Source organism: Pseudomonas fluorescens (assembly GCF_001307275.1).
Taxonomy (GTDB): Bacteria; Pseudomonadota; Gammaproteobacteria; order Pseudomonadales; family Pseudomonadaceae; genus Aquipseudomonas; species Aquipseudomonas fluorescens_AA.
On sequence record NZ_CP012831.1, the window covers coordinates 804,583 to 830,603 of the forward strand.

Consider the following 26,021-nt stretch of genomic DNA (forward strand, 5'->3'; position numbering starts at 1 on the left):
CCTGGGCTATTGCCATCGCGAGCAAGCTCGCTCCCACACTTGAGATGCATTCCCCTGTGGGAGCGAGCTTGCTCGCGATGAGGCCAGAACAGGCCCCACAAAACCCAAGGCTAGCCGCAAAAGCCCATTGGCCGTAGCATCGCCTCATTGTCTAGCCGAGGTACCCCATGCTCATCCCCCACGACCAACTCGAAGTCGACACACTCACTCGCCTGATCGAGGACTTCGTGACCCGCGACGGCACCGACAACGGTGACGACACGCCCCTGGAAACGCGGGTTCTACGGGTCCGGCAAGCGCTGACCAAAGGCCAGGCGTTGATCGTCTTCGACCCCGAAAGCGAACAGTGCCAACTGATGCTCAAGCACGACGTGCCCAAGCACCTATTCGACTGAACACGCCTTGCGGGCGGCGTGGGCCTTTTTCCTCTGGATCTTTTCGTAGATTTCGGAGCGATGGACATCGACGTGCCGTGGCGCTTCCACGCCAAAACGCACGGTGGTGCCGCTGACCGACAACACACGGACGGAAATATCGTCACCGATGGAAATCAACTCACCCACAGCGCGGCTTAATACGAGCATGGTTCTTGTCCTTAAGAATGTCTGGACCCTGACCATGCCCGGCCTGCTTTCCGTTCTCAAGACACCGTCGAGAATTCAGTAAGGCCCTACAAGCAAAGTTCTTGCGACTGAAGGAAACTTCCTGCAAAACCCTGCCGAACCGTAGGTTATTTCAGGACGCCGAGAGCCGTGGGCCGAATAGAATCACGCTCGCCCCCAACACGCAGAGTGCCACGCCAATCCAGTCGGAACCCAGTGGCCGGACCCGCTCCACCACGGCCAGCCAGCCAATCGAGGCAATGATATAGATGCCGCCATAGGCGGCGTAGGCACGCCCGGCGTACGTCGCTTCGATGCGAGTCAACAACAGGGCGAACAAGGTCAGGCTGAGCAGCGCCGGGGCGATCCACCACGCGCTCTTGCCCTGGCGCAGCCACATCCAGAAGGCGTAGCAACCGGCGATTTCAAACAGCGCGGCGAGAAAAAACCACAAGTAATTGAGCATGCAGATGTCCATCAGGAAGGCCGAATGGCGCCATCCTGAGGACATCGGGCAGCCAGGTCAATTCAGGTTCTGCCGGGCCTTGGCGCGCATCTTGTCGGCCATGACGGTCATTTCGTCGTACAGCAACTGTGGGTTCTTCTGCTTGAGGGCCCACGCCATGCGTCCCTGTTCATGGGGCAGGATCATGAACTGGCCCTGGGCGACTTGCTGGTAGATGTAGTCGGCAATGTCGGCGGCGCTGATCGGCGAGCTTTCCAGCAATTTGCCAACCTGGGCTTTCATGGCCGGGGTCGGACCGCGGAAGGAGTCCAGCAGATTGGTCTGGAAGAACGACGGGCACACCACGTGTACGCCCACCTCCTGCTGCGTCAGTTCAACCAGCAGGCTTTCCGACAACGCCACCACACCGGCCTTGGCCACGTTGTAGTTGCTCATGGCTGGCCCCTGCATCAGGGCGGCCATGGAAGCAATGTTGATGATCTTGCCGCGGCTTTTTTCCAGCAGCGGCAGGAACGCCTTGCAGCCCTTGACCACGCCCATCAGGTTGATCGCGATCTGCCAGTCCCAATCCTCCAGGGAGAGTTCGCTGAAGAACCCGCCCGAAGCGACGCCGGCATTGTTGACGATGATATCGATGCCGCCGAGCTTCTCTTCGCAAGCCTGGGCGAACGCAGTCAATTGGCTGTAGTCGCGCACATCGCAGCGCTGGGTGAAGCCGTCGCCACCCGCCGCGCGCACGAGTTTGAGGGTTTCCACAAGGCCTGGTTCGCTGACATCCGATAAGGCCAGGTGCCAGCCTTCGCGGGCCCAACGCAGCGCGATTTCGCGACCCAGGCCGGAGCCGGCGCCAGTGATCATCATGCGATTTTGCATAGCAAACAGCCTTGTTCCGGGAGAGATAGGCCGAGTGTAGCGAAGGCGCCTGCCGGACCCACGCTCCATCAAATTGCTGAATGGCGAGGGCAAACCGTAGCCGCTACAAAAACTTTGAATTTTTTACCAGACGTTACGGTCGGACTTATTAAGCCGCCCGGATTTAACGCATGCGTGCTGGTAGTTGGAAGTTACAACACTCCAAAACTGACCAATAAGGAAATCTACAAATGGGCACAATACTTATCATCATCCTGATCCTCCTGCTGATCGGTGGTCTTCCGGTCTTCCCGCACTCCAGAAGTTGGGGTTACGGTCCGTCCGGTATCATTGGTGTAGTGTTGGTGGTGCTGTTGGTCCTGCTATTACTGGGCAAGATATAAACCACTAAGTAAGCGCAAAAAAAAAGAGGCCTTTACAGGCCTCTTTTTTATGCTCGCCGTTTATCAGTCCGGCTTGCCGTCGACGACGCCGGCGGTGTTATCCAACAGGCTCTTGGTCGCGGTTTGCAGGAACGATTCGAGCTTGAGTTTCATCTCGGCGGTGTCCGGTGCGTCCGGGATGATTTGCGCATGAGGGTTGGCGCCCAGTTCATAACGGTACATCTTCGGCGGCATTTCCTTCTCCTTCGGCAGGACCAGGATCTTGTCGTCGCGAATGATCGCCGTCGTCTGTTCACTGCCCGACGGCTTGATCACGCCAAAACCGGTGTCGCCTTCCGGCAGGTTCAACAGGTCACGGCCCCAGCACTGGTTCCGTACCTGCCCACCGAGCCGGCCCATGATGGTCGGCACGATGTCGACCTGGGTCCCCACGGTGTGGCTGCGCTGGCCGAATTTTTCCTGGACGCCCGGGCCGATCAACAGCATCGGCACGTTGAAACGGCCCAGGTCCATTTCGGTGATCTGGCGTTCGTTGCCAAAGCCATGGTCGCCCACCACCACGAACAGGGTTTCCTTGAAGTAAGGCTCCTTGCGGGCTTTCTCGAAGAACTGGCCCAGCGCCCAGTCGGCGTAGCGCATGGCCGTCAAGTGTTCGTTCAGGCTGCCACGGTCGGTGACCGGCTCGACCGGCAACGGTGTCGGCAACGCATAAGGCGTGTGGTTGGACAGGGTTTGCAGCAAGGCATAGAACGGCTTGCCATTTTCCCGTGCCTTGAGCTCGATCAGGCCACGGTCGAACATGTCTTGGTCGGACACGCCCCAGGTGGGGTCGGAAAACACCGGGTTCACGAAGTCGTTACGCCCGATGAAGTTGGTCATGCCCTGGCTGCTGAAGAACCCCGACTGGTTGTCCCAGGCGAAATCGCCGTTGTAGACATACACGTCGTCGTAGTCCCGGGCGCTGAGCAGTTGCGGCAAGCCTGACAGCTTGTGGCTGCCCTCCGGCGTCTGCATCAGGTATTCGAAACCCGGCAGGTTCGGGAAGCACGCCATGGTGGCGAACATACCCTGGTGGGTGTGGGTGCCATTGGAGAAGAAACGGTCGAACAGCAGACCTTCCTTGGACAATTTGTCCATGTAAGGCGTGATGTTGCCCGGCGCGCCCAGGGCGCCCACCGAGTGACCGGCCATGCTTTCCATGAGGATCACGACCACGTTCTTGATCGGCAGGGTCTTGTCCGCCGGCGGCGTGTAGTCGCGGCGCACGGCGGCGGTCTCGGTGTCCACGAGTTTGTCGTCAGACATCACCAGCATGTCACGCACGGTCTGCTGCGCCAGCGGCTGCTCGAGGGTGGCTTTCCAGATGTTGTCACGGTCTTCGGACATCCGGCTCTTGGCCGCCGCCACCAGCGACAACGTGCCATTGAGTCCCAACTGGTTGGCGAAGTTCGAATCGGTGGTGTAGACATCCCCCCAACGCAGCGGCGGACCTTGGCGCAAGGTGCCGCGCGCGGCGGCCACGGCCACCAGCAGGCAAACCATGAACACCGCGACACGCCCATACCACGGGGCGATCTGCCGGGTGCCGATAGTACCGCCACTGAACGGCCCACGGGGACGGGTGGCGCGGTCGGCGCCCTTGAACGCCAGGGCGAGGATGAGGGTACCGCCAACCCAGGCCAGCAGGTAGCGCACCACCGGGAAACCGTACCAGAGCATGCTCATCACGGTTTTCGGGTCTTCCTTCACATATTGGAAGACCAGGCCGTTGAGGCGCTGGTGGAATTCACGGTAGAAGTCCATCTCCATCAAGCCGAGGAACAGCGCGATGCTGGAGGTGACGGTCAGCCAGAAACGAAAAAAACCACGGGCAGCCATGGCCCTTGCGCTGAACAACGCCAGCAGCAACGGGATGCAGAGGTAGATCACCAGGCGCAAGTCGAAGCGCAGGCCGTTGAGGAACGCTTCAACGAAGGTCGAGGCCGGGGTGTCGAGAATCATCTCGCGGTTATAGACCAGCAGCGCCACGCGCAGCAGGCTTAACATAACCATCATCACCAGGGCGCAAAGCAACGTGTAGGCCAGGTGCGATTTGACGGTCGGTTGCAGCAGGCGATGCGTGGTGCGCTGCTGACTCAGGGCGTCCGGGATTGCCATGTCGTTTAAGGACCCTATTGGAATTGGAGTGACAAAAGAGAAACAACGGCGCGCCCTCTGTTGGCCAAAGCCTGGCCCCGGGGCTTGCGCGAGTGCGCAAATGTTGCACGAACGGCTATGGCATTGCCATTAAATAACCGACGGCGAGATGAGCGCGGGGGATTGTCCGCAAGATTTAGTGAAAATTTCGTTCAAAGAATATCCAGAAACACAAAAATCCCCGGCCTGGTAATGCGGTTGAGCCGAACACTAGGGTGGCGAGGGGATTTATCTGTGGGAGCAAAGCTTGCTCGCGAAACAGACGCCACAATTTCTGAAAGACCGCATCGCCTTCATCGCGAGCAAGCTTTGCTCCCACAGATGCCCCTGGCTCCAGGAGCCCGGTGCTTAGTGAAATTGCCGTCCAAGACCCGCCGGCACGCCTTCGATGGTGGTGTCTTCCCATGGGCCATTCGGGCTGACGGAACGGCTCCAGCCGTTGTTCCAGCGGTAATAGGTACGCTGGCGATAGAACGTATTGGTCTGGTTGTCCAGCACGTAGACCCCCAGCTTGGCGTCCCAATGGCTGTTGCCACCCGGTGGTGGGGCGAAGCTGGCGGAAGTGCGCGGCAGCGGCTTGGCCGGTTTGTTCGGGATGGCCGGCTTGCCTGGCGGCGTGGACGGGGCCGGCTTGGTGGTTGGGGTAGACGGTGGAATCGGTGGCAGCGGCGCCGAGGGCTCCGACGGACGCTGGACCGCACAAGCGCTCAGGCCCATGACGAGCGTGAGCAGGGTGATACGAGCGATGGCGGTCATGGTGCGAATTCCTGTTATTTGTCCGGGCTGTCGATGGTCAATTGTTGTTGCGCAGTGGTGCTGCTCGCCAGGGGCTGGCTGCGGCCGATCCACTCACCGGCGGTCGGCTGACCGGCCCGGGAGATGCGCGCCATCAGTTGGACTTCGGGGAAGTTCGACAGTTTCAACTGCGGCATCATGGCGTCCGCATCGCCCAATTCCACCGTGACAGGCAGATCGGCCACCGTCAGGCGTTTGGCGGCCAACGGCGCCGGTGGGCCGGAAACGGCACGGGCGAAGATGAACACGCTGTCGCCCGGCTGCACCTTGGCCTTGAGTGCCGGGGCCAGATCGACGCGGACCTTGAGCAACGCCCCGGTCTTGGCCACCGGGGCCTGGGTGACGTTGCCACCGCTGGCTTGCAGCTTCTCGGTGGCACGGGTAATACCGCCCTGCAGCGCCTCGCGGGATTTGTCGCCTTCCGGCAGTTGCGCGAGCAGACGCCCCCAGTAGTCGATCGCATCCTGATAACGCTCGCCTTCAAACGCGGCGATGCCCAATAGGCCGAGGCTGGTAACCTCCTTCGGGTCGAGCTTGAGCGCTTCGTCGGTCAAGGCCTGGACTTTATCCGACCATTTCTTGCCATCGGCGAAGTACTGCGCCTGGGCCCACTGGCCCAACAGTTCCGGTTGACGACCGGCGACGGCCACGGTGCGCTCGAAGACCTTCGCCGCGTCCGCCGGCCGATCCTGAGCCATGTAGGTACGCCCGAGGAAGTACAGCCCCTCGGCATTATCCGGCTGCGCCGCCACCGCGCGTTCCAGGCGCAGGGTCATCTCTTCCATCGACTGCGGCGCCTGGGCGAATTCACGGGTCAGCTCGACCTTGTCACTGGCACCGAAATGCAGGTACAGCGCCAGGCCCAACACCGGCACCAGCACGGCGGCGAGCAACGGCAATGGCTTGCCCAGCCGGGATTCGCGCGGTGCGTCGGCACCCTCGGTGTCGGCGAGCAGTTCACGGGCGGCTTCGGCGCGACCGGTGTCCAGTTGCGCGGCGTTGAGCACGCCCTCCTCCCGTTCAGCCTGCAATTCGGCGACGCGCTCCTGATACAGCGCCACGTTGAGCGCAGTTCGGTCCTCTTCGCGTTGAGCGCGACGACCACGCAGCACAGGGATCAACAGAAAACTCAGGGCAATCAGGAGAAGCAGACCTGCGGCGAGCCAGAAATCAATCATGCTTGGTTTTATCCAACAGTTGGTCGAGGCGCTGGCGCTCTTCGACGGAAAGCGTGTCCGGGGCGGCTGTACGCTGGACCCGGCGGCGGCGCACGATCACCGCGATGACAACGAAACCGCCGAGCAACAGCCCGGCGGGGCCGAACCAGAGCAGCGCGGTCTTGGAGGACAGGGCGGGGTTGTAGCGCACGAACTCACCGTAGCGATCGACCATGAAGTCGATGATCTGCTGGTTGTCCTTGCCCTCGCCGAGCATGCGAAAGATTTCCTTGCGCAGGTCGGCGGCAATCGGGGCGTTGGAGTCGGCGATGTCCTGGTTCTGGCACTTGGGGCAGCGCAGTTCCTTGGTCAGTTCGCGAAACCGCTCGCGCTCGCCATCGTTGGCGAATTCGTAGGTGTCGATGGCGGCCTGGGCCACACCGACCAGGCTCAAGCCGAGGATGGCGGCGGCTAACCAACGCTTCATGGCTTGGCCTCGTCCACCAGGGCCTGGTACTTGGCGGCCAGTTTCTCGCGCCAGACCTGCTCGTCGATCACGCCGACGAACTTGTCGCGGATCACGCCCTTGGCATCGATGAAGAAGGTTTCCGGTGCGCCATAGACACCCAGGTTCAGGCCCAGGGAGCCATCTTCATCACGAATGTCCAATTGATACGGGTTGTGGAATTCGGCCAGCCACTTCAAGGCGTCGGCATTGACGTCCTTGTAATTGACGCCGTAGATCACCACGCCGTTCTGGGCCAGCTTGTTCAGTACCGGGTGTTCGACCCGGCAGGAAATGCACCAGGTGCCCCACACGTTGACCAGCGCCGGCTTGCCCAGCAGGTCGGCGCGGGTCAGGGTCTTGTCACCTTGCACCGAGGGCAGGGAAAACTCCGGGAATGGCTTGCCGATCATTGCCGAGGGCAATTCGCTCGGGTTCAGGTACAACCCCCGGAACAAAAACACCGCCATCAACAGGAACAGCGCCAGCGGCAACACCATCAACCAACGTTTCATGCAGTGGCTCCCGTCACGCCCAGGGCTTCACGCACCCGGGTTTTCACCTTGACCCGATAGCGCCGATCCAGCGCCGCCAGCACCCCACCCAGGCCAGTGAGCAAGCCACCGAACCAGATCCAGCGCACGAACGGCTTGACGTGGACCCGCACCGCCCATGCGCCGTCGCCCAGGGATTCGCCCAGGGCCACGTAGAGGTCGCGGGTGAAACCGGCATCGATCCCAGCCTCGGTCATGACCGAGTTCTGCACGGTATAGAGACGTTTTTCCGGATGCAGCACGGTGATTTCCTCACCGTTGCGAATGACCCGCACGGTGCCTTTGTCGGACGTGAAGTTCGGCCCCTCGAAATGCTTGGCGCCCTCGAACACGAATTGATAACCGCCCAGGTCCATGGACTCGCCCGGCGCCAGGCGCAGGTCGCGCTCGGCACTGTTCTGGCTGGACAGCACCACGCCCAGGGCGCAGACGGCGATGCCCAGGTGGGCGATCTGCATGCCCCAGTAACTGCGGGTCAGGGTCGGCAGGCCTTTGATCAGGCCTTTGTGGCGGGTCTTGTCGAAGATATCCCGGACACCGGCCAGCAACACCCAGGCCGCCAGCACGAACGTCGCCAGCACCGCCCAATTGAAGTCGCCATAGGCCACGCCGGCCACCACGGCCAGGGCGGCCGTGCCCAGCAGCACCGGGGTCAACATGCCCAGCAGCCACTTGACCGGCGTGTCCTTCCAGCGCACCAGCACACCGATGGCCATCACCACCATCAGGATTGCCATCAGCGGGATGAACAACGCGTTGAAATACGGCGGGCCGACCGACAGCTTGGCGCCGGACAGCGCATCGAGCACCAGCGGGTACAACGTCCCCAGCAGGATCATCGACGCGGCCACCACCAGCACCAGGTTGTTGCCCAGCAACAGGGTTTCCCGTGACCAGAGGTTGAAACCGACCTGGCTCTTGACTACTGGCGCACGCAGGGCGAACAACGTCAGCGAACCGCCGACGACGAACAGCAGGAACATCAGGATGAACACGCCACGCTCAGGGTCCGAGGCGAAGGCATGCACCGACGTCAGCACGCCGGAACGCACCAGGAACGTTCCCAGCAGGCTCAGGGAGAACGCCGCGATGGCCAGCAACACGGTCCAGCTCTTGAACACACCGCGCTTTTCCGTGACAGCCAGGGAGTGAATCAGCGCCGTGCCCACCAACCAGGGCATGAACGAGGCGTTTTCCACCGGGTCCCAGAACCACCAGCCGCCCCAACCGAGTTCGTAGTAGGCCCACCACGAACCGAGGGTGATGCCGATACCGAGGAAGGCCCAAGCGACGATGGTCCACGGGCGCGACCAGCGTGCCCACGCGGCATCGAGGCGACCGCCGAGCAACGCGGCGATGGCGAAGGCGAAGGCCACGGAAAAACCGACGTAGCCCATGTAGAGCATCGGTGGGTGAACGATCAGGCCGATATCCTGCAGCAATGGGTTGAGGTCGCGGCCATCCATCGGCATCTGCGGCAGGATGCGCTTGAACGGGTTGGACGTGACGATCAGGAACAACAGGAAACCGGTGCTGATCATGCCCATCACCGCCAGCACCCGTGCCAGCATCACCTGGGGCAACTGCCGGGAAAACACCGAGACCGCGAAAGTCCAGCCGGCGAGGATCAACGCCCAAAGCAACAGCGAACCTTCGTGGGCGCCCCACACGGCGCTGAACTTGTAGTACCAGGGCAAGGCGCTGTTGGAGTTGCTGGCGACGTACTCCACGGAAAAGTCGTCGGCCATGAACGCATAGGTCAGGCAACCGAAGGCGAACAGCATGAAGGCGAACTGCCCCCACGCCGCCGGCTGGGCCAGGCTCATCCACAAGCGGTCGCCGCGCCAGGCACCGAGCAAGGGCACCACGGCCTGTACCAGGGAGAAACACAGGGCCAGGATCATCGCCAGGTGGCCCAACTCGGGAATAAAGATGCCAGCAGTCATCGATCAGCCCTCCTTCACGGGAGCGGGCGCCGACTGGCCGCTGTCTTTCAAGGCCTTGGTCACTTCCGGCGGCATGTATTTTTCATCGTGCTTGGCCAGCACTTCGTCGGCCACCACCACGCCATCGGCGTTGAGCTTGCCCAGGGCGACGATGCCCTGCCCTTCGCGGAACAGGTCCGGGAGGATGCCGCGATAGGTGATGGTCACGGTCTTGTTGAAGTCGGTGACATTGAATTTCACGTCCAGTGAATCCCCGGAGCGCACCAGCGAGCCTTTTTCCACCATGCCGCCAGCGCGGATGCGGGTGTCCTTGGGCGCTTCGCCACTGGCGATCTGGGTCGGGGTGTAGAACAGGTTGATGTTCTGCTGCAAGGCGCTCAAGGCCAGGCCGACCGCGGCACCGACACCCACCAGGATCGCCAGAATGATGACAAGACGTTTTTTGCGCAGCGGATTCACTGACCGTTCTCCCGGCGCAGACGACGCGCCTCTTGTTGCAGATACCGCTTGCGGGCCAGGATCGGCACCGCCACGTTGAGGGCCAGCACCACCAGGCAAATGCCATAGGCTGACCAGACATACAGGCCATGATGGCCCATGGCGAGGAAATCGCCGAATGAAGCGAAACTCATCGAGCGGCCTCCAGGCTGTTCTGTACTTCGGCCTTCACCCAGCTGGCCCGGGATTCGCGCTTGAGCACTTCCAGGCGCATGCGCAGCAACAGCACCGCGCCGAAGAAACAGTAGAAGCCCAATACGGTGAGCAACAGCGGCAGCCACATTTCCACGGGCATCGCCGGCTTTTCGGTGAGGGTAAACGTCGCGCCCTGGTGCAGGGTGTTCCACCATTCCACCGAGTACTTGATGATCGGGATGTTGATCACGCCGACAATCGCCAGCACCGCGCAGGCCTTGGCGGCACTGTCACGATTGCTGATGGCGTTGCCCAGCGCAATAAGACCGAAGTACAGGAACAGCAGGATCAGCATCGACGTCAGTCGCGCATCCCAGACCCACCACGACCCCCAGGTCGGCTTGCCCCAGATGGCCCCGGTGACCAGTGCTACGGCGGTCATCCAGCCGCCAATGGGTGCGGCGCATTGCAGGGCCACGTCGGCCAGCTTCATCTTCCACACCAGCCCGACCACACCGCACACGGCCAGCATCACGTAGATGGACTGGGCCAGCATCGCGGTGGGAACATGGATGTAGATGATCCGGAAGCTGTTGCCCTGCTGGTAATCCGGTGGGGCGAAGGCCAGGCCCCAGACGACGCCGGAGCCGATCAGCAGCAGAGCGGCGATGCTCAACCAGGGCAGCATCTTGCCGCTGATGCCGTAGAACCACTTGGGTGAGCCGAGCTTATGAAACCAGGTCCAGTTCATTGCTGTTTCCATCACGGTTGCGGCTCGTCATCACGAGCTGCCAGGTCTGCCTTAACTTCCGCAGAAGTGGTCAATGCTTGACCAGGCCTCATTATTATTCGCCGACGCTGATCTTCAGGCCAGCGGCTATTGCAAAGGGTGTCAGGGTTATCGCCAGGGCGGTCAGGCTCCCAAGCCACAGCAGATAACCGGTCGCGGGCATGCCTTGCAACGCCGCTTGCAAGGCACCACTGCCCAGGATCAGCACCGGGATATACAAGGGCAGGATCAGCAGCGCCAGCAACAGGCCACCGCGCTTCAACCCCACCGTCAACGCCGCGCCCACCGCACCGAGCAGGCTCAACACCGGCGTGCCCAGCAGCAGCGACACCAGCAACACCGGCATGCACGCGGCAGGCAAACCCAGCATCATCGCCAACAGCGGCGAGAGCAGCACCAGCGCCAGCCCGGAAAAAACCCAGTGTGCCAGTACCTTGGCCAAAACCAGAAGGGCCAGGGGGTGCGACGAAAGGACCCACTGTTCCAGGGAACCGTCTTCGAAATCACTGCGGAAAAGCCCGTCCAGCGAGAGCAGGACCGATAAAAGCGCGGCCACCCAGACCAGTCCCGGAGACAAGGTTTGCAACAATTGAGTCTCCGGACCGACCGCCAGCGGGAACAGCGCGATGACGATCGCGAAGAACACCAACGGATTGGCCAATTCGGCCGGACGACGAAAAAGCAGGCGCGCCTCGCGGGCCAGTAACAGGCCAAACACACTCATACGGCCCAGTTCCCCAGATCGATGTTGCGATAGCCGGACGGCATCCGCGCCAGCGTATGGTGGGTGGTCAACAGCACCATGCCGCCGTTTTCGCAATGCCGTGCCAGGTGTTCCTCGAGCTGCGCGACGCCCTGCTTGTCCAGAGCGGTGAACGGCTCGTCGAGGATCCACAGCGGTGGACCGTCCAGGTACAACCGGGCCAGGGCCACCCGGCGCTGCTGGCCAGCGGACAGAGTGTGGCTCGGTACATCCTCGAAGCCGCGCAGCCCGACCGCCGCCAACGCCTGCCAGATCGCCTCGCGACCGGCCGGCGTGTGCAGAGCGCAGAGCCAACTGAGGTTTTCTTCGGGGGTCAGCAAGTCCTTGATGCCGGCGGCATGGCCGATCCAGAGCAGGTTACGGGCCAGCTCGCTGCGCTGGCTGTGCAAGGGCTGGCCATTGAGCAGCACTTGGCCCGCGGTGGGCTGCATCAATCCGGCAAGCAGGCGCAACAGGCTGGTCTTGCCGCTACCGTTGGGGCCACTGATCTGCACCATATCGCCAGGCGAGAGTCTCAATTCGAGATTTTCGAAAAGCAGCCGCAAGTCTCGCTCACAGGCGAGGCCAACGGTTTGCAGGAGAGGACTGGTCAAGGGATCGCGGGCCTTATACGGTTCAAGTCGGCGGTGCAGCAGCCGTTAAAGAGGTGCAGCATAGATGCTTTGACGGCCTGTTCCACAGAGCTGCGTCAAACAATTGCAAGGTTTTCGCCACTCCCTGAAAGACAGGCGGCATTATACATGTGATGCCCTACTCTCAAGAGGGCTTATTTTTCCCAGGGTAAGACCGCAGATGACAGGCGACATCAACATCCCGCCGCTGCCCCAGGCCACGGCAACGGCGCGTATGCCAGCGGTGACGGGGGAGCTGCTCAAATTGCTGGCTCCGGCCGAAGGGCTGATCGGCCCCGGCCAGACCGCCCAGGCCGAAGTGCTGTCGCTCAAGCAGGCCGACCAGACTTTCCAGCTGTTGCTCAAGGTCACCCTGGAGAGCGGTCGCCAGACCACCGTGCAAGCCACCAGCACGCAGCCATTACCCCAGGGCACCAGCCTGGCCGTGACCCAACCGTCCCCCAGCAACCTGACGATTGCCGTGCAACAGGCCGTTGCCTCCAGCGTCGCCACCTTGACGCGCATCGATACGACGCAGATGCCGGTCGGCACGCTGCTGCAAGGCAAGGTGCTGACCAGCCAGGCATTGCCGTCATTGCCTGGGCAGCCGGCGGTCTACCGGTCATTGGTGAGCCTGCTCAACACCGCCCAGGCCGGCAGTACCCTGGACATCGACAGCCCCCGACCGCTGCGCATCGGCACGCTCTTGAGCGCCCAGGTGCAAGATGCCCAGACGCTGAAATTCGTTCCCCTGAGCAACCGCCAGGAGCAACTGGCGGTGAGCCAGCAACTGCTCACCCAAGTGAGCCGCCAGGGCTCGTTGGACAGCCTGATCACTGCCCTGCAAAACCTGCCGGTCACCGACGACACCGGCACCGAGCTGCGCGCCGCGGTGACTCGCTTGCTGGCTGGGCTGCCGGATGTCCAGCAACTGAGCACGCCCAAGGGCTTGGCCCAGGCCATGGTCGCCAGCGGGGTGTTCCTGGAAAGCAAACTGCTCGCCGGCCAGCCACCGAGCCTGGCGCCGGACATGAAAGGCGACCTGCTGAAACTGATTGCCCAACTGACACCGGCCCTGCCCGCCTCCACCAACCTCAGCGCCATCATTGCCGCCAATACGCTGGCCCAGGTCCTGCCGAGTTTCGTGCGCAGCGCCCTGGGGATGCTCGGCCAGGTCAGCGCCAAGCCGCAACCCACCAGTTTTCCGCTGCCCTCGCGCCAGTTGAAAGACCAGGACGAAGGCGGTGATCTGGAGCACCTGCTGCGTCTGGCCGCCGCTGCCGTGTCGCGCCTGCAAAGCCATCAGTTGTCGAGCCTGGAACAAACCGGCCTGACCGACGACGGTCGCTTGATGAGCACCTGGCAGTTGGAGATCCCGATGCGCAACCTGCAGGACATCGTGCCGTTGCAGGTCAAGTTCCAGCGCGAGGAAACCCCACCCCGGGAACAACCAGACGAACGCCGGGAAGAGCGCGAGCCGAAACAGCAGCTCTGGCGGGTCGAACTGGCATTCGACATGGAACCGCTCGGTCCGCTGCAGATTCAAGCCCAGTTGCTCAGCGGCAGCCTGTCCAGCCAATTGTGGGCAGAACGGCCGTACACCGCGAGCCTGATCGAAAGCAACCTGACAGCACTGCGTGAGCGCCTGGTGACCTGTGGCCTGAACGTCGGCGACTTGGACTGCCACCTTGGCACCCCGCCCCAAGGCCCCAAGACTCGCCTGGAACAACGCTGGGTGGACGAAACCGCATGACAACCCACACCGAACCCCGCCAGGCCATCGCCCTCAAATACGACGGCCACCACGCCCCGACCCTTACTGCCAAGGGCGACGAAGCCCTGGCCGAGGAAATCCTGCGCATCGCCCGGGACAGTGAAGTACCGATCTATGAAAATGCCGAGCTGGTGAAGCTGCTGGCACGGATGGAATTGGGCGATAGCATCCCGGAAGAGCTGTACCGCACGATTGCCGAGATCATCGCGTTCGCCTGGAACCTCAAGGGCAAGTTCCCCCAAGGCCATGACCCGAATGCGCCGAGTGTCGAAAAGGATGTGACCGACCGCGGCGACGACTACTGATCACAGCCACAAGAGCGATAGGCTGGCTGGAATGATCAGAAGTGAACACCAGAAAAACCTGTGGGAGCGAGCTTGCTCGCGATGACGGGCGCACATTCAACATCGCTGTCGACGGTCACACCGCTATCGCGAGCAAGCTCGCTCCCACACGGGGTCTGCGACAGAACGCAGGCAAAATGCTGGGGCCTGCTTCCCAGGCCAGCGGGAGCAAGCTCCCTCGCCGGCTGGCTGGAACGATCAGTGTGAACGCCAGAAAAACCTGTGGGAGCGAGCTTGCTCGCGATGACGGGTTCACATCCGACATCGCTGTCGACGGTCACACCGCTATCGCGAGCAAGCTCGCTCCCACATGGGGTCTGCGACAGAGTAAGGGCAAAATGCTGGGGCCTGCTTCCCAGGCCAGCGGGAGCAAGCTCCCTCGCCGGCTGGCTGGAACAATCAGTGTGAACGCCAGAAAAACCTGTGGGAGCCGAGCTTGCTCGCGATGACGGGCTCACATTCAACATCGCTGTCGACGGTCACACCGCTATCGCGAGCAAGCTCGCTCCCACATGGGGTCTGCGACAGAACGCGGGCAAAATGCTGGGGCCTGCTTCGCAGGCCAGCGGGAGCAAGCTCCCTCGCCACAGGGGTTATGGGCTGGCTGGAACGATCAGTGTGTGAACGCCAGAAAAACCTGTGGGAGCGAGCTTGCTCGCGATGACGGGCGCACATTCAACATCGCTGTCGACGGTCACACCGCTATCGCGAGCAGGCTCGCTCCCACATGGGGTCTGTGAAGAAAACGATCAGCCGCCTCGGTGCAGCTTGCTCATCAACTCCGCCTCGGCTTGGGTCAGGCCGCAGGCTTGGGTCAGTTCGTCGACGCTGGCGCCCATGCCCACCAGGCGGGCGGCCTGGGCGAAGGACAGGCTGGAGGGGTCACGCTGTTCCAACTGGGCGAGTTTGTCCGGCAACGGCGCAACCACGGCACGCAGCTCATGGAGCGCTTCGCCCATGCGCACGGTGCCGTTCTGGTAATCGTCGACGCGCTTGGCCAGGTCCTTGATGCGCTGGTCGCGCAGCGCATCGCCCTGGGCCTGCTGAGCGGCAATCTGCCGCTGGCCACGTATGTATGCCAAGAACATCGCCAGCGTACCTGCCCAGAAAAGGAACAGGACAATGACTGCTACCTCAAGAATCAATCAGATACTCTCCAGTTCCGACCACTCTTCTTCGCTCATCATCTTGTCCAGTTCAACCAGAATCAGCAACTCGTTATTCTTGTTGCACACGCCTTGAATGAACTTGGCGGATTCTTCGTTACCCACGTTCGGCGCCGTCTCGATTTCCGACTGGCGCAAGTAAACCACTTCGGCGACGCTGTCGACCATGATGCCAACCACTTGCTTGTCGGCTTCGATGATGACGATCCGGGTGTTGTCGCTGATCTCGGCGTTCATCAGGCCGAAGCGCTGACGGGTATCGATCACGGTGACCACGTTGCCACGCAGGTTGATGATGCCCAGCACATAGCTGGGTGCACCCGGTACCGGGGCGATCTCGGTATAGCGCAGCACTTCCTGAACGCGCATCACGTTGATGCCGTAGGTTTCGTTATCGAGCTTGAAGGTCACCCATTGCAGAATCGGATCTTCAGAACCCTTTTGAGACGACGCCTTATCATTCATACCTTGACCCCTCGAAAAACCGCCTGTGGCGGCGTGTATTCTGTCCGGCGACGCTGTGCGCCACCGGTTGTCTTATTTCGGTTTCTGGACCGGCTTCTTGCTGCCACCCAGGTGTTTTGCCCCGCCGCTGGCGATCAACTCCGCCAGCTCGGCAACGTCCAGCAAGGCGCACATGTGCTCGATCACCGTACCGGCCAGCCATGGCCGTTGCCCTCGATGGCTGCGCCACTTGATCTCGTTCGGATCCAGGCGCAGCGAACGGCTGACCTGGTGCACCGCCAATCCCCACTCGTAACCTTGCACCGAAATCACGTATTGCAGGCCCTGGCGAAAATCATCGCGATAACGGTCCGGCATCACCCAGCGCGCCGTATCCAGTACCTTCAGGTTGCCCGCCTGGCTCGGCAGGATCCCGAGAAACCATTCCGGCTGGCCGAACAACGGCGTCAGCTCCTGCCCGGCCAGGGAGTAAATCGATCCCAGGCAAACCAGCGGCACCGCCAGGGTCAACCCGGCCACATCGAACAACAAACACTCGAACGGCTCGGCAGCCCAGGCCGGACGGTCGTCGCCCGGCACCGGTGGCGGTGGGTTGCTCGGTGGCAAGTGGACTTCCACCACTGGCGTCACCAACCCCTGCAGCAACGGGGCAACGGTCGAGACCGGCGCCAGAATCGGAGCAAGTGCCTCCATTACCGCCAGCTGTGGCTTGATGAACGGTGCTTCGACCGCCGCGGCCACCACTGATTTCCGTGCGTCACGGGCCTGCTCTTCGAGCACGGCCGCTTGAAATTCATCCAGCACACCCTCGGCTTCGACGTGTTCGGGCAACGCCTCGATCACGCTTGGCGGCGGTGGCAGTTCTTCGGTCGCTTCCTGCAACAGCCCATCCAGATAGGACTGCAGGGCCATTTGCGGACGCGAGGTTGTCTTTACTGGGCGGTTCATGGGAACAGTGCGCCACTTGAAGAGGTTATCGGCATGAATGCGGCAGGACTTGAGCGTTCGCAAGCGAACACACTACCAATGGAAAGCCTCGTCACCTTAAGCCACCTGCTGCGGAACAAGCTGTTGGGCCAGCAGATGCTTGAGCAGCGCTCGGTAAGCCAGCACGCCACGGCTCTTGCCATCGAATTGCGAAGGGGTCACTCCGGCCCGGCTGGCATCCCGCAGCCGGGTGTCGACAGGGATATAACCCTGCCAGATGTCATCCGGGTACTTGTCCCGCAACACCCGCAGGGTTCCCAGGGACGCCTGGGTGCGACGGTCGAACAGCGTCGGCACGATGTTGAAGGCCAGCGTCTGCTTGCGCGAGCGGTTGACCATTGCCAGTGTATTGACCATGCGTTCCAACCCCTTGACGGCCAAATGCTCGGTCTGCACGGGGATCACCAATTGCTGACTGGCGGCCAGGGCATTGACCATCAGCAACCCCAGCAACGGCGGGCTGTCGATGATCGCGTAGTCGAAATCCTGCCAAAGCTGCGCCAGACTCTTGGCGATCACCAGGCCCAGACCGCTCTGCCCGGGCGATTGTCGCTCCAGGGTGGCCAGGGCGGTGCTCGACGGCAACAGGGAAATCCGCTCGTCGCTGGTGGACAACAACAATTGCCCCGGCAAGCCCTCGGGCACGACGCCTTTGTGCAGGAACAGGTCGAAGTTGCTGTGCTCCAGGCTGTCGGGATCGTAACCGAAATAGCTGGTCATCGAGCCATGGGGGTCCAGATCGACGATGACCACGCGCTTGCCCGCCTCGGCCAGCAACCCGGCTAAAGCGATGGAAGATGTGGTCTTGCCCACACCACCTTTTTGATTGGCGACTGCCCAGACTCTCATTCGGATCGTTCCTCCCGGCCGAAACAGGCTCGACCGAGAAATAGCTCGGTTATAAAGCGGGTGACGGAGAATTGACGGCACTCTGTCTTCCCGGCGACTTGACCGGAGCCGGTGCAGTTTGTGTGCCAGCCCGCTTCAATGCCGCATCCGGGGTTGCATTGGCCGTACCGGTACCGGTCAGGCTACGACGTACATCGAGATTACGCGACACCACCAGCACCACCCGCCGGTTGCGCGCACGCCCCTCGGCCGTGGCGTTGTTGGCCACTGGCTGGAACTCACCGTAGCCCACCGAGGCCAGGCGACCGGGGTTCACGCCCTGCATCGCCAGCATGCGCACGATGCTCGCCGAACGGGCCGAGGACAGTTCCCAGTTGGTCGGGTATTGCGCGGTACGGATCGGCTGGTCGTCCGTGAAGCCTTCGACATGGATCGGATTGTCGAAGGGCTTGAGGATCGCCGCGACCTTATCGATGATGTTGAACGCCATGTCGCTGGGCATGGCATCGCCGCTGCCGAACAACAGGCTGGAATTGAGTTCGATCTCGACCCACAGCTCGTTGCCACGCACGGTCATCTGGTTGGAGCTGATCAGGTCACCGAACGCCGCGCTGATATCGTCGGCGATGCTTTTCAACGGATCGCTGCTGCCGGCGATACCGGCATCGACCTGCTCGCTGTCCTTGACCAAGGGTTTGGCCGGGGTGGTGGTCTTGGGCCGCTCCTCGCCGATGGGGATGGGCTTGAGGGCTCGGTCGGAATCGGTGAAGACCCCGATCAACGCCTCGGAAATGACTTTGTACTTGCCTTCGTTGACCGATGAAATCGAATACATGACCACGAAAAAAGCGAACAGCAGCGTGATGAAGTCGGCGTAGGAAACCAGCCAGCGTTCATGGTTGACGTGCTCTTCACGATGCCTGCGACGTGCCATTTCCCATGTCTCCCATCAGTCCATGAAGCCCTGGAGCTTCAACTCAATGGAGCGCGGGTTTTCACCTTCGGCGATCGACAGGATCCCTTCCAGCAGCATTTCGCGATAGCGCGACTGGCGCAACGCGATGGACTTGAGTTTGGCCGCGATCGGCAACAACACCAGGTTGGCACTGGCCACGCCGTAGATCGTGGCGACGAACGCCACGGCGATACCACTGCCCAGCTGCGATGGATCAGCCAGGTTGCCCATTACGTGGATAAGGCCCATCACCGCACCGATGATGCCGATGGTCGGCGCGTAGCCGCCCATGCTTTCGAATACTTTGGCCGCTTCGATGTCGCGGCTTTCCTGAGTGTAGAAATCCACTTCCAGGATGCTGCGAATGGCTTCCGGCTCGGCGCCGTCCACCAGCAATTGCAGGCCTTTGCGTGAGTAGCTGTCGGGTTCGGCGTCGGCCACTCCTTCCAGGCCCAGCAGGCCTTCCTTGCGAGCGGTCAGGCTCCAGTTCACCACGCGGTCGATGCCACCGGCCAGGTCGACGCGAGGCGGGAACAGAATCCAGATCAGCACCTGCATGGCCCGCTTGAAAGCGCTCATGGGCGACTGCAACAGCGCCGCGCCAATGGTGCCACCGAGCACGATCAACGCCGCCGGGCCGTTGGCCAACGCGCCCAGATGACCGCCTTCCAGATAATTGCCGCCAATGATGGCGACGAACGCCATGATGATGCCAATCAGGCTGAGCACATCCATTACAGGCAGGCCTCGACCAGGTGTCTACCGATGTCGTCCAACCCGTACACCGCGTCGGCAAGATCGGCTTTGACGATAGCCATCGGCATGCCGTAGATCACGCAACTGGCTTCGTCCTGGGCCCAGATCGCACTGCCGCCCTGCTTGAGCAACCGTGCGCCTTCGCGACCGTCGGCGCCCATGCCGGTGAGCACCACCGCCAGAACTTTGTCACCGTAGGACTTGGCCGCGGAACCGAAGGTAATGTCCACGCAAGGCTTGTAGTTCAGGCGCTCATCGCCCGGCAGGATCTTCACCGCACCACGGCCGTCGATCATCATCTGTTTGCCACCCGGCGCCAGCAATGCCAGGCCCGGACGCAGGATGTCACCATCCTCGGCTTCCTTGACGTTGATGTTGCACAGCTTGTCCAGACGCTCGGCAAACGCCTTGGTGAACGCCGCCGGCATGTGCTGGATCAGCACGATGGGCGCCGGGAAGTTGGCCGGCAATTGGGTCAGGACCCGTTGCAGTGCCACCGGGCCGCCCGTGGACGTACCGATCGCCACCAGCTTGTAGGCTTTGCGCTTGGGTGCCGGCGACGTTGCACTGGCAGGTGCCGAACGCGTCGGCGCGGGTGCCGGGGCGCTGCGTACCGGGGCCGGATTGAAGCTGCTCGATGCCGTCGGCGCTGGCGCAGGGCTTGGCGCCGCAACCGGGGCTGGCGCCGGTGCGCTGTAGGCACCGACACGACGATTGCTGCGGGAAATGCTATGGACCTTTTCGCACAGCAACTGCCGGACTTTGTCGGGGTTGCGCGAAATGTCTTCGAAATTCTTCGGCAGGAAATCCACCGCCCCGGCGTCCAGCGCATCGAGGGTTACCCGGGCGCCTTCGTGAGTCAGGGACGAGAACATCAAGACCGGGGTCGGGCAGCGCTGCATGATATGCCGCACGGCCGTGATGCCATCCATCATCGGCATCTCGTAGTCCATGGTAATCACGTCCGGCTTGAGTGCCAGGGCCTGATCGATCGCCTCTTTGCCATTAGTCGCGGTACCGACGACCTGAATACTCGTGTCCGCCGAAAGAATTTCCGAGACGCGGCGACGGAAAAAACCCGAATCGTCCACCACCAGGACTTTAACTACCATAAACACTCCGTTAGACGAGGCGCGGCGCTGGGCCGCCCCCCTCCAGAATCAAATACGCCGGGCGGCGTAACGCTTGAGCATGCTTGGCACATCGAGAATCAACGCGATGCGGCCGTCGCCGGTGATGGTGGCGCCGGACATGCCCGGGGTGCCTTGGAGCATCTTGCCCAACGGCTTGATGACCACTTCTTCCTGGCCCACCAACTGGTCGACGACGAAGCCGATCCGCTGGGTGCCCACCGAAAGGATCACCACATGGCCCTCGCCCTGCTCCACATGAGCCGCGGAGCTGACCAGCCAGCGCTTGAGGTAGAACAGCGGCAATGCCTTGTCCCGTACGATCACCACTTCCTGGCCGTCCACCACGTTGGTGCGCGACAGGTCGAGGTGGAAGATCTCGTTGACGTTGACCAGCGGGAAGGCGAAGGCCTGGTTGCCCAGCATCACCATCAAGGTCGGCATGATCGCCAAGGTCAACGGGACCTTGATGACGATCTTCGAGCCCTGGCCCTTGGTCGAGTAGATGTTGATCGAACCGTTGAGCTGGGAAATCTTGGTTTTCACCACGTCCATGCCCACGCCACGGCCCGACACGTCGGAAATCTCGGTCTTGGTCGAGAAACCCGGGGCGAAGATCAGGTTGTAGCACTCGGTGTCGCTCAGGCGGTCGGCGGCATCCTTGTCCATTACACCGCGTTTCACCGCGATGGAACGCAGCACGTTCGGGTCCATGCCTTTGCCGTCATCGGAGATCGACAGCAGGATATGGTCGCCTTCCTGCTCGGCGGCCAGGATTACCTTGCCGCTGCGGACCTTGCCCGAGGCTTCGCGTTCTTCCGGCGACTCGATGCCGTGGTCGACCGCGTTGCGCACCAAGTGGACCAGCGGGTCGGCCAGGGCCTCGACAAGGTTCTTGTCGAGGTCGGTCTCTTCACCCACCAGTTCCAGGTTGATTTCTTTCTTGAGCTGGCGAGCCAGGTCGCGAACCAGGCGCGGGAAGCGCCCGAAGACTTTCTTGATCGGCTGCATCCGGGTCTTCATGACCGCGGTCTGCAAGTCGGCCGTGACCACGTCGAGGTTCGACACGGCCTTGGACATGGCTTCGTCCTGGCTGTTGAGGCCCAGGCGCACCAGACGGTTACGCACCAGTACCAGTTCGCCGACCATGTTCATGATCTCGTCCAGACGTGCGGTGTCGACCCGAACGGTGGTCTCGGCTTCGCTGGCCGGTTTTTCCGCTGGCGCAGCCGCCGGAGCCCGGGCTGGCGCCGCGGCGGCGGCAGCGGCAGGCTTGGCGGGCTCGGCCTTGGGTTCCGGTGCCTTGGCAGCGGGTTTGGGCGCAGCCTTGGCCGCCGGTGCCGCCGCGGTGGCGGCAGGCGCGGCAGACGCCGTACCGACTTCGCTGAACTTGCCCTTGCCATGCAGCTCATCGAGCAGCGATTCGAATTCGTGGTCGCTGATCAGATCGCTGCCAGCGGCAGCGGCGGCAGGCTTGGCCGGGGTCGGCGCCGAAGCGATGGCCGAATCCAGTGCGTCAACGGCAAAGGTGCCCTTGCCGTGCAGCTGGTCGAGCAACGCTTCGAATTCGTCGTCGGTGATGTCGGAGCTGTCGCCCGCCGCTTTCGCGGCGACCGGTGCCGTCGGCGGGACGACCGCATCCGGCGCGAACTGGCCCTTGCCGTGAAGCTGGTCGAGCAGCGACTCGAACTCGGCATCGGTGATTTCATCGCTGGCAGCCCCGGCGGCTTGTGCAGCAGGTGCGACCTGAGCAGCCGGCGCCTCGGCCTCGGCCTTGACGGTATTCAGGGAGTCCAGCAGTTGTTCGAATTCGTTATCGGTGATGTCGCCCGATTCTTCGGCGACCGGCTCTTCAACCACCGCTTCGGCAACCGGCGCCGCTTCGTCAGCCGATTGCGGCTCGGCCAGGCGTGCCAGCGCGGCGAGCAACTCAGGGGTGGCAGGGGTGATCGGCGAGCGCTCGCGCACTTCGCTGAACATGCTGTTGACCGCATCCAGCGCTTCGAGCACCACGTCCATCAATTCCGAGTCAACGCGACGCTCACCCTTGCGCAGGATGTCGAACACGTTCTCGGCAATGTGACAGCACTCCACCAGCTCGTTGAGCTGGAGGAAGCCGGCGCCTCCTTTTACAGTGTGGAAACCGCGAAAAATTGCATTGAGCAAGTCTGCATCATCGGGTCGACTTTCCAGCTCGACCAGTTGCTCAGACAGTTGCTCTAGAATCTCGCCGGCCTCAACCAGGAAATCCTGAAGGATCTCTTCATCGGCGCCGAAGCTCATTAATGGCTGCTCCTAAAACAGGGCTAAAACTCAGAATCCAAGGCTGGACAGCAAATCGTCCACATCGTCCTGACCGGACATAACGTCTTCTCTTTTATCGGCATGAATTTGCGGACCTTCACCCTGAGAGAGATGTTTTTGTGGATCTTTTTCAGCAAGCATCGCTTCACGGTCGTGTTCGATGCCTGCAAAGCGGTCGACCTGGCTGGCCATCAACACCAGTTTGAGCAGGTTGCTTTCCACTTCGGTGACCAACTGGGTCACACGCTTGATTACCTGGCCGGTCAGGTCTTGATAGTCCTGGGCCAGCAGAATGTCGTTGAGGTTGCTTGCCACGGCGCGGTTCTCGGTGCTGCTGCGCGTCAGGAAACCGTCGACCCGGCGGGCCAGCTCCCGAAACTCTTCAGCACCGACTTCACGACGCATGAACCGGCCCCAGTCGGTGCTCAAGGCCTGGGCCTCTTCGCTCAGGCCATTGACCAGCGGCGTTGCGCTTTCCACCAGATCCATGGTGCGGTTGGCCGCGGCTTCGGTCAGTTTGACCACATACCCCAGGCGCTCGGTGGCGTCGGTGATCTGCGAGACTTCCTCGGCCTGCGGCATGTGCGGGTCGATCTGGAAATTGACAATCGCGCTGTGCAGTTCACGCGTGAGCTTGCCCACTTCCTGATACAGACCGCGGTCACGGGTCTGGTTGAGCTCATGGATCATTTGAACCGCATCGCCAAAGCGACCTTTTTCAAGGCTGTCGACCAGTTCGCGGGCATGTTTTTTCAGGGTCGATTCGAAATCGCCCATTGAAGATTCGTTGTCCATAGCTCCCCCGTGGCGCCGTTAACCGATGCGTTCGAAGATTTTTTCGATCTTCTCTTTCAACGCCTGGGCCGTGAAGGGTTTGACCACATAGCCGTTTACACCGGCCTGGGCCGCTTCGATGATCTGCTCGCGCTTGGCTTCGGCAGTGACCATCAACACCGGGAGATGCTTGAGTTTTTCGTCGGCACGCACCTGGCGCAGCAGGTCGATACCGGTCATGCCTGGCATGTTCCAGTCGGTGACCAGAAAATCGAAGTTGCCACTGTGCAACATCGGGAGCGCAGTGGTCCCGTCATCTGCTTCGGCCGTGTTGGTGAACCCAAGGTCACGCAACAGGTTTTTAATGATCCGCCGCATCGTTGAGAAGTCATCAACGATGAGGATTTTCATGTTCTTGTCCAATTCGACCTCCAAGCAGTCTTAAACGCGCCCAGCACCTGGACGCGCCATTTCAATCAATCCGGCACAACACTCGACAACGGTCTGGAGCACAACGGATGGAGACTGGCGCAGCACCTGCCAGGCCAGCCTCGTCGCAGTGTCCCCACACTGCCTGTCAACGCGCTCGCCACTCCCCCAAACGCCCCCGCAAACGGGCCGCGCACTGGCTGTGTAACTGGCTGACCCGCGATTCGCTGACCCCCAGGACCTCACCGATTTCCTTGAGGTTCAGCTCTTCGTCGTAGTACAGCGCCAAGACCAGCCGCTCACGCTCCGGCAAATTGGCAATCGCATCCGCCAGCGCACTCTGGAAACGTTCATCTTCCAGGTCACGCGACGGCTCCATGTGAGCACTCGCGTTATCCTCGTGCAGCCCTTCGTGTTCGCCGTCCTGCAACAGGTCGTCGAAACTGAACAGGCGGCTGCCCAAGGTATCGTTCAAAATCCCGTAATAATCGTCGAGACTCAACTGGAGTTCGGCCGCAACTTCGTGATCTTTAGCGTCACGCCCGGTTTTAGCTTCAATTGCCCGAATCGCGTCACTGACCATGCGGGTATTGCGGTGCACCGAACGCGGCGCCCAATCGCCCTTGCGGACCTCATCGAGCATCGCCCCGCGAATGCGGATACCGGCATAGGTCTCGAAACTGGCACCTTTGCTGGCGTCGTATTTGTTCGACACTTCAAGCAGGCCGATCATGCCGGCCTGGATCAAGTCCTCGACCTGGACACTGGCCGGCAACCGCGCCAGCAAGTGGTAGGCAATACGCTTGACCAGTGGCGCATAACGCTCGATCAATTCGTATTGGGCGTCCCGTGCCGATTTTTTGTAGAGATGGTTGTAACCGCTGGCTGTCATAGCACGGGCCCTGCTGTTTGTTGCACAAGACGCTCGACGAAAAATTCCAGATGCCCGCGGGGGTTGGCCGGCAGTGGCCAGGTATCGACCTTCTGGGCGATCGCCTTGAACGCCAGCGCGCATTTGGAACGTGGAAAAGCTTCATAAACGGCGCGTTGCTTCTGGACGGCCTTGCGTACGCTTTCGTCGTACGGCACGGCGCCGACGTATTGTAGGGCGACGTCCAGGAAGCGATCGGTGACCTTGGTCAACTTGGCGAACAGGTTGCGCCCTTCCTGCGGGCTCTGGGCCATATTGGCCAGGACGCGGAAGCGGTTCATGCCATAGTCGCGGTTCAGCAGTTTGATCAGGGCGTAGGCATCGGTGATGGACGTCGGTTCGTCGCAGACCACCAGCAGCACTTCCTGGGCGGCGCGGACGAAACTGACGACCGAGTCGCCGATGCCGGCCGCGGTGTCGATCACCAGCACATCGAGGTTGTCGCCGATGTCGCTGAAGGCCTGGATCAGGCCCGCGTGCTGGGCCGGGGTCAGGTGAACCATGCTCTGGGTGCCGGAGGCAGCCGGCACGATGCGAATCCCGCCAGGTCCCTGCAACAGCACGTCGCGCAGTTCGCAACGGCCCTCGATCACGTCCGCCAGGGTGCGTTTGGGGGTAAGCCCCAGCAGCACGTCGACGTTCGCCAGGCCCAGGTCGGCGTCCAGCAGCATGACCCGTCGGCCAAGCTCTGCCAGAGCCAGGGACAAGTTCACTGACACGTTAGTCTTCCCGACGCCACCTTTGCCGCCGGTCACCGCGATCACCTGTACGGGATGCATGCTGCCCATGTTCGTTCTTTACCTTGTCTTCTTAGACGGAGGCCACATTACTGGCTGCGCGTTCGCATAAGGAACAATGCATGGCAGACCATCGATGTAGGTAC

The 26,021-nt window shown here is 61.7% G+C and carries 30 protein-coding genes; 4 read left to right on the plus strand and 26 right to left on the minus strand.

Features of this window, described 5'->3' with window-relative positions; all coding sequences use genetic code 11:
- The first annotated feature begins 167 nt into the window (after positions 1-167).
- Entirely contained in the window at positions 168-395 is a 228-nt protein-coding gene (locus AO356_RS03600; RefSeq protein WP_003199186.1) for a YheU family protein, read from the plus strand.
- On the opposite strand, the gene csrA is transcribed toward AO356_RS03600, so the two are convergent.
- The 3 genes from csrA to AO356_RS03615 all read right to left on the minus strand — a co-directional run bounded on the left by csrA (position 384) and on the right by AO356_RS03615 (position 1,941).
- Complete coding sequence (gene csrA, locus AO356_RS03605; protein WP_060738615.1) at positions 384-584, minus strand: carbon storage regulator CsrA; 201 nt, start codon at positions 582-584, stop codon at positions 384-386. The two genes, AO356_RS03600 and csrA, sit on opposite strands and share 12 nt — an antisense overlap.
- Positions 585-735: 151 nt before the next feature.
- Positions 736-1,068, minus strand: a complete 333-nt coding sequence (locus AO356_RS03610; RefSeq protein WP_060743066.1) for a YnfA family protein — start codon at positions 1,066-1,068, stop codon at positions 736-738.
- Positions 1,069-1,125: 57 nt separating this feature from the next.
- Positions 1,126-1,941, minus strand: a complete 816-nt coding sequence (locus AO356_RS03615; protein WP_060738616.1) for an SDR family oxidoreductase — start codon at positions 1,939-1,941, stop codon at positions 1,126-1,128.
- A 230-nt stretch (positions 1,942-2,171) separates the two neighbouring features.
- Between AO356_RS03615 and AO356_RS30580 the strand changes: the two genes are divergently transcribed.
- Positions 2,172-2,324 carry a DUF3309 family protein gene (locus tag AO356_RS30580; RefSeq protein ID WP_003183939.1) on the plus strand — a complete coding sequence of 51 codons (153 nt, stop codon included), beginning with the start codon at positions 2,172-2,174 and terminating at the stop codon, positions 2,322-2,324.
- A gap of 63 nt (positions 2,325-2,387) precedes the next feature.
- On the opposite strand, the gene AO356_RS03620 is transcribed toward AO356_RS30580, so the two are convergent.
- The 11 genes from AO356_RS03620 to ccmA all read right to left on the minus strand — a co-directional run bounded on the left by AO356_RS03620 (position 2,388) and on the right by ccmA (position 12,256).
- Positions 2,388-4,481, minus strand: coding sequence for an LTA synthase family protein (locus tag AO356_RS03620; RefSeq protein ID WP_060738617.1), 2,094 nt, complete (start codon positions 4,479-4,481; stop codon positions 2,388-2,390).
- A 387-nt stretch (positions 4,482-4,868) separates the two neighbouring features.
- Positions 4,869-5,276: a hypothetical protein gene (locus AO356_RS03625; RefSeq protein ID WP_060738618.1), complete on the minus strand. Its 408-nt coding sequence runs from the start codon at positions 5,274-5,276 to the stop codon at positions 4,869-4,871.
- A 14-nt stretch (positions 5,277-5,290) separates the two neighbouring features.
- Positions 5,291-6,493, minus strand: coding sequence for a c-type cytochrome biogenesis protein CcmI (gene ccmI / locus AO356_RS03630; protein WP_060738619.1), 1,203 nt, complete (start codon positions 6,491-6,493; stop codon positions 5,291-5,293).
- Positions 6,486-6,959, minus strand: coding sequence for a cytochrome c-type biogenesis protein (locus tag AO356_RS03635; protein WP_060738620.1), 474 nt, complete (start codon positions 6,957-6,959; stop codon positions 6,486-6,488). Before AO356_RS03635 ends, ccmI begins: the two co-directional genes overlap by 8 nt.
- Positions 6,956-7,492 carry a DsbE family thiol:disulfide interchange protein gene (locus AO356_RS03640; protein ID WP_060738621.1) on the minus strand — a complete coding sequence of 179 codons (537 nt, stop codon included), beginning with the start codon at positions 7,490-7,492 and terminating at the stop codon, positions 6,956-6,958. The genes AO356_RS03635 and AO356_RS03640 overlap by 4 nt, the downstream gene beginning before the upstream one ends.
- The gene (locus AO356_RS03645) at positions 7,489-9,477 is read right to left on the minus strand and encodes a heme lyase CcmF/NrfE family subunit (RefSeq protein ID WP_060738622.1); all 1,989 of its coding nucleotides are present in this window, start codon (positions 9,475-9,477) and stop codon (positions 7,489-7,491) included. The genes AO356_RS03640 and AO356_RS03645 overlap by 4 nt, the downstream gene beginning before the upstream one ends.
- A 3-nt stretch (positions 9,478-9,480) precedes the next feature.
- Complete coding sequence (gene ccmE, locus AO356_RS03650; protein WP_060738623.1) at positions 9,481-9,936, minus strand: cytochrome c maturation protein CcmE; 456 nt, start codon at positions 9,934-9,936, stop codon at positions 9,481-9,483.
- On the minus strand, positions 9,933-10,109 hold the full coding sequence (gene ccmD / locus AO356_RS03655) for a heme exporter protein CcmD (protein WP_003199159.1): 177 nt from the start codon (positions 10,107-10,109) through the stop codon (positions 9,933-9,935). Before ccmD ends, ccmE begins: the two co-directional genes overlap by 4 nt.
- Entirely contained in the window at positions 10,106-10,861 is a 756-nt protein-coding gene (locus tag AO356_RS03660) for a heme ABC transporter permease (protein ID WP_060738624.1), read from the minus strand. The genes ccmD and AO356_RS03660 overlap by 4 nt, the downstream gene beginning before the upstream one ends.
- A 94-nt stretch (positions 10,862-10,955) precedes the next feature.
- Positions 10,956-11,624, minus strand: a complete 669-nt coding sequence (ccmB, locus tag AO356_RS03665; RefSeq protein ID WP_003183957.1) for a heme exporter protein CcmB — start codon at positions 11,622-11,624, stop codon at positions 10,956-10,958.
- Entirely contained in the window at positions 11,621-12,256 is a 636-nt protein-coding gene (ccmA, locus tag AO356_RS03670) for a cytochrome c biogenesis heme-transporting ATPase CcmA (RefSeq protein WP_060738625.1), read from the minus strand. The genes ccmB and ccmA overlap by 4 nt, the downstream gene beginning before the upstream one ends.
- 199 nt (positions 12,257-12,455) lie before the next feature.
- Here ccmA and AO356_RS03675 point away from each other — a divergent pair, with 199 nt between their 5' ends.
- The gene (locus AO356_RS03675) at positions 12,456-14,027 is read left to right on the plus strand and encodes a flagellar hook-length control protein FliK (RefSeq protein WP_060738626.1); all 1,572 of its coding nucleotides are present in this window, start codon (positions 12,456-12,458) and stop codon (positions 14,025-14,027) included.
- A complete protein-coding gene (locus tag AO356_RS03680) occupies positions 14,024-14,353 on the plus strand; it encodes an EscU/YscU/HrcU family type III secretion system export apparatus switch protein (protein ID WP_060738627.1) in 330 nt (109 codons plus the stop codon). The genes AO356_RS03675 and AO356_RS03680 overlap by 4 nt, the downstream gene beginning before the upstream one ends.
- A gap of 788 nt (positions 14,354-15,141) precedes the next feature.
- Here AO356_RS03680 and AO356_RS03690 read toward each other — a convergent pair.
- The 12 genes from AO356_RS03690 to fleN form a co-directional block, all read right to left on the minus strand.
- On the minus strand, positions 15,142-15,537 hold the full coding sequence (locus tag AO356_RS03690) for a DUF2802 domain-containing protein (protein ID WP_060738629.1): 396 nt from the start codon (positions 15,535-15,537) through the stop codon (positions 15,142-15,144).
- Positions 15,538-16,023: a chemotaxis protein CheW gene (locus AO356_RS03695; RefSeq protein WP_003199144.1), complete on the minus strand. Its 486-nt coding sequence runs from the start codon at positions 16,021-16,023 to the stop codon at positions 15,538-15,540.
- A 72-nt stretch (positions 16,024-16,095) separates the two neighbouring features.
- Positions 16,096-16,971 carry a CheW domain-containing protein gene (locus tag AO356_RS03700; protein ID WP_060738630.1) on the minus strand — a complete coding sequence of 292 codons (876 nt, stop codon included), beginning with the start codon at positions 16,969-16,971 and terminating at the stop codon, positions 16,096-16,098.
- 96 nt (positions 16,972-17,067) lie between these two features.
- Complete coding sequence (locus AO356_RS03705; RefSeq protein ID WP_060738631.1) at positions 17,068-17,859, minus strand: ParA family protein; 792 nt, start codon at positions 17,857-17,859, stop codon at positions 17,068-17,070.
- Between the two features lie 49 nt (positions 17,860-17,908).
- Positions 17,909-18,793, minus strand: coding sequence for a flagellar motor protein MotD (motD, locus tag AO356_RS03710; RefSeq protein WP_060738632.1), 885 nt, complete (start codon positions 18,791-18,793; stop codon positions 17,909-17,911).
- Positions 18,794-18,808: 15 nt separating this feature from the next.
- The gene (locus tag AO356_RS03715) at positions 18,809-19,549 is read right to left on the minus strand and encodes a flagellar motor protein (protein WP_003199135.1); all 741 of its coding nucleotides are present in this window, start codon (positions 19,547-19,549) and stop codon (positions 18,809-18,811) included.
- Entirely contained in the window at positions 19,549-20,682 is a 1,134-nt protein-coding gene (locus tag AO356_RS03720; protein WP_060738633.1) for a protein-glutamate methylesterase/protein-glutamine glutaminase, read from the minus strand. The genes AO356_RS03715 and AO356_RS03720 overlap by 1 nt, the downstream gene beginning before the upstream one ends.
- A gap of 48 nt (positions 20,683-20,730) precedes the next feature.
- Positions 20,731-22,983 (minus strand): chemotaxis protein CheA, encoded by a 2,253-nt coding sequence (locus tag AO356_RS03725; RefSeq protein ID WP_060738634.1) that lies wholly within the window; start codon positions 22,981-22,983, stop codon positions 20,731-20,733.
- 30 nt (positions 22,984-23,013) lie between these two features.
- Entirely contained in the window at positions 23,014-23,799 is a 786-nt protein-coding gene (locus AO356_RS03730; RefSeq protein WP_060738635.1) for a protein phosphatase CheZ, read from the minus strand.
- A gap of 18 nt (positions 23,800-23,817) precedes the next feature.
- Entirely contained in the window at positions 23,818-24,189 is a 372-nt protein-coding gene (locus AO356_RS03735; protein WP_003199125.1) for a chemotaxis response regulator CheY, read from the minus strand.
- Positions 24,190-24,355: 166 nt separating this feature from the next.
- A complete protein-coding gene (gene fliA / locus AO356_RS03740) occupies positions 24,356-25,099 on the minus strand; it encodes an RNA polymerase sigma factor FliA (protein ID WP_014337177.1) in 744 nt (247 codons plus the stop codon).
- Entirely contained in the window at positions 25,096-25,926 is an 831-nt protein-coding gene (gene fleN / locus AO356_RS03745; RefSeq protein ID WP_003184001.1) for a flagellar synthesis regulator FleN, read from the minus strand. The genes fliA and fleN overlap by 4 nt, the downstream gene beginning before the upstream one ends.
- Positions 25,927-26,021: the final 95 nt, after the last annotated feature.

Bases quoted from the DNA above. Each gene is read 5' to 3' on its own strand.
- AO356_RS03640 (WP_060738621.1), bottom strand. From the start codon at position 7,492: ATGAAACGTTGGTTGATGGTGTTGCCGCTGGCGCTGTTCCTGTTGATG.
- AO356_RS03615 (WP_060738616.1), bottom strand. From the start codon at position 1,941: ATGCAAAATCGCATGATGATCACTGGCGCCGGCTCCGGCCTGGGTCGC.
- motD (WP_060738632.1), bottom strand. From the start codon at position 18,793: ATGGCACGTCGCAGGCATCGTGAAGAGCACGTCAACCATGAACGCTGG.
- AO356_RS03635 (WP_060738620.1), bottom strand. From the start codon at position 6,959: ATGAAGCGTTGGTTAGCCGCCGCCATCCTCGGCTTGAGCCTGGTCGGT.
- AO356_RS03620 (WP_060738617.1), bottom strand. From the start codon at position 4,481: ATGGCAATCCCGGACGCCCTGAGTCAGCAGCGCACCACGCATCGCCTG.
- AO356_RS03725 (WP_060738634.1), bottom strand. From the start codon at position 22,983: ATGAGCTTCGGCGCCGATGAAGAGATCCTTCAGGATTTCCTGGTTGAG.
- AO356_RS03700 (WP_060738630.1), bottom strand. From the start codon at position 16,971: ATGAACCGCCCAGTAAAGACAACCTCGCGTCCGCAAATGGCCCTGCAG.
- fliA (WP_014337177.1), bottom strand. From the start codon at position 25,099: ATGACAGCCAGCGGTTACAACCATCTCTACAAAAAATCGGCACGGGAC.
- AO356_RS03715 (WP_003199135.1), bottom strand. From the start codon at position 19,549: ATGGATGTGCTCAGCCTGATTGGCATCATCATGGCGTTCGTCGCCATC.
- AO356_RS03695 (WP_003199144.1), bottom strand. From the start codon at position 16,023: ATGAATGATAAGGCGTCGTCTCAAAAGGGTTCTGAAGATCCGATTCTG.
- AO356_RS03705 (WP_060738631.1), bottom strand. From the start codon at position 17,859: ATGAGAGTCTGGGCAGTCGCCAATCAAAAAGGTGGTGTGGGCAAGACC.
- AO356_RS03600 (WP_003199186.1), top strand. From the start codon at position 168: ATGCTCATCCCCCACGACCAACTCGAAGTCGACACACTCACTCGCCTG.
- AO356_RS03625 (WP_060738618.1), bottom strand. From the start codon at position 5,276: ATGACCGCCATCGCTCGTATCACCCTGCTCACGCTCGTCATGGGCCTG.
- ccmI (WP_060738619.1), bottom strand. From the start codon at position 6,493: ATGATTGATTTCTGGCTCGCCGCAGGTCTGCTTCTCCTGATTGCCCTG.
- AO356_RS03680 (WP_060738627.1), top strand. From the start codon at position 14,024: ATGACAACCCACACCGAACCCCGCCAGGCCATCGCCCTCAAATACGAC.
- AO356_RS03660 (WP_060738624.1), bottom strand. From the start codon at position 10,861: ATGAACTGGACCTGGTTTCATAAGCTCGGCTCACCCAAGTGGTTCTAC.
- AO356_RS03730 (WP_060738635.1), bottom strand. From the start codon at position 23,799: ATGGACAACGAATCTTCAATGGGCGATTTCGAATCGACCCTGAAAAAA.
- AO356_RS03735 (WP_003199125.1), bottom strand. From the start codon at position 24,189: ATGAAAATCCTCATCGTTGATGACTTCTCAACGATGCGGCGGATCATT.
- AO356_RS03645 (WP_060738622.1), bottom strand. From the start codon at position 9,477: ATGACTGCTGGCATCTTTATTCCCGAGTTGGGCCACCTGGCGATGATC.
- ccmB (WP_003183957.1), bottom strand. From the start codon at position 11,624: ATGAGTGTGTTTGGCCTGTTACTGGCCCGCGAGGCGCGCCTGCTTTTT.
- AO356_RS30580 (WP_003183939.1), top strand. From the start codon at position 2,172: ATGGGCACAATACTTATCATCATCCTGATCCTCCTGCTGATCGGTGGT.
- AO356_RS03720 (WP_060738633.1), bottom strand. From the start codon at position 20,682: ATGGTAGTTAAAGTCCTGGTGGTGGACGATTCGGGTTTTTTCCGTCGC.
- AO356_RS03675 (WP_060738626.1), top strand. From the start codon at position 12,456: ATGACAGGCGACATCAACATCCCGCCGCTGCCCCAGGCCACGGCAACG.
- AO356_RS03610 (WP_060743066.1), bottom strand. From the start codon at position 1,068: ATGCTCAATTACTTGTGGTTTTTTCTCGCCGCGCTGTTTGAAATCGCC.
- ccmD (WP_003199159.1), bottom strand. From the start codon at position 10,109: ATGAGTTTCGCTTCATTCGGCGATTTCCTCGCCATGGGCCATCATGGC.
- csrA (WP_060738615.1), bottom strand. From the start codon at position 584: ATGCTCGTATTAAGCCGCGCTGTGGGTGAGTTGATTTCCATCGGTGAC.
- fleN (WP_003184001.1), bottom strand. From the start codon at position 25,926: ATGGGCAGCATGCATCCCGTACAGGTGATCGCGGTGACCGGCGGCAAA.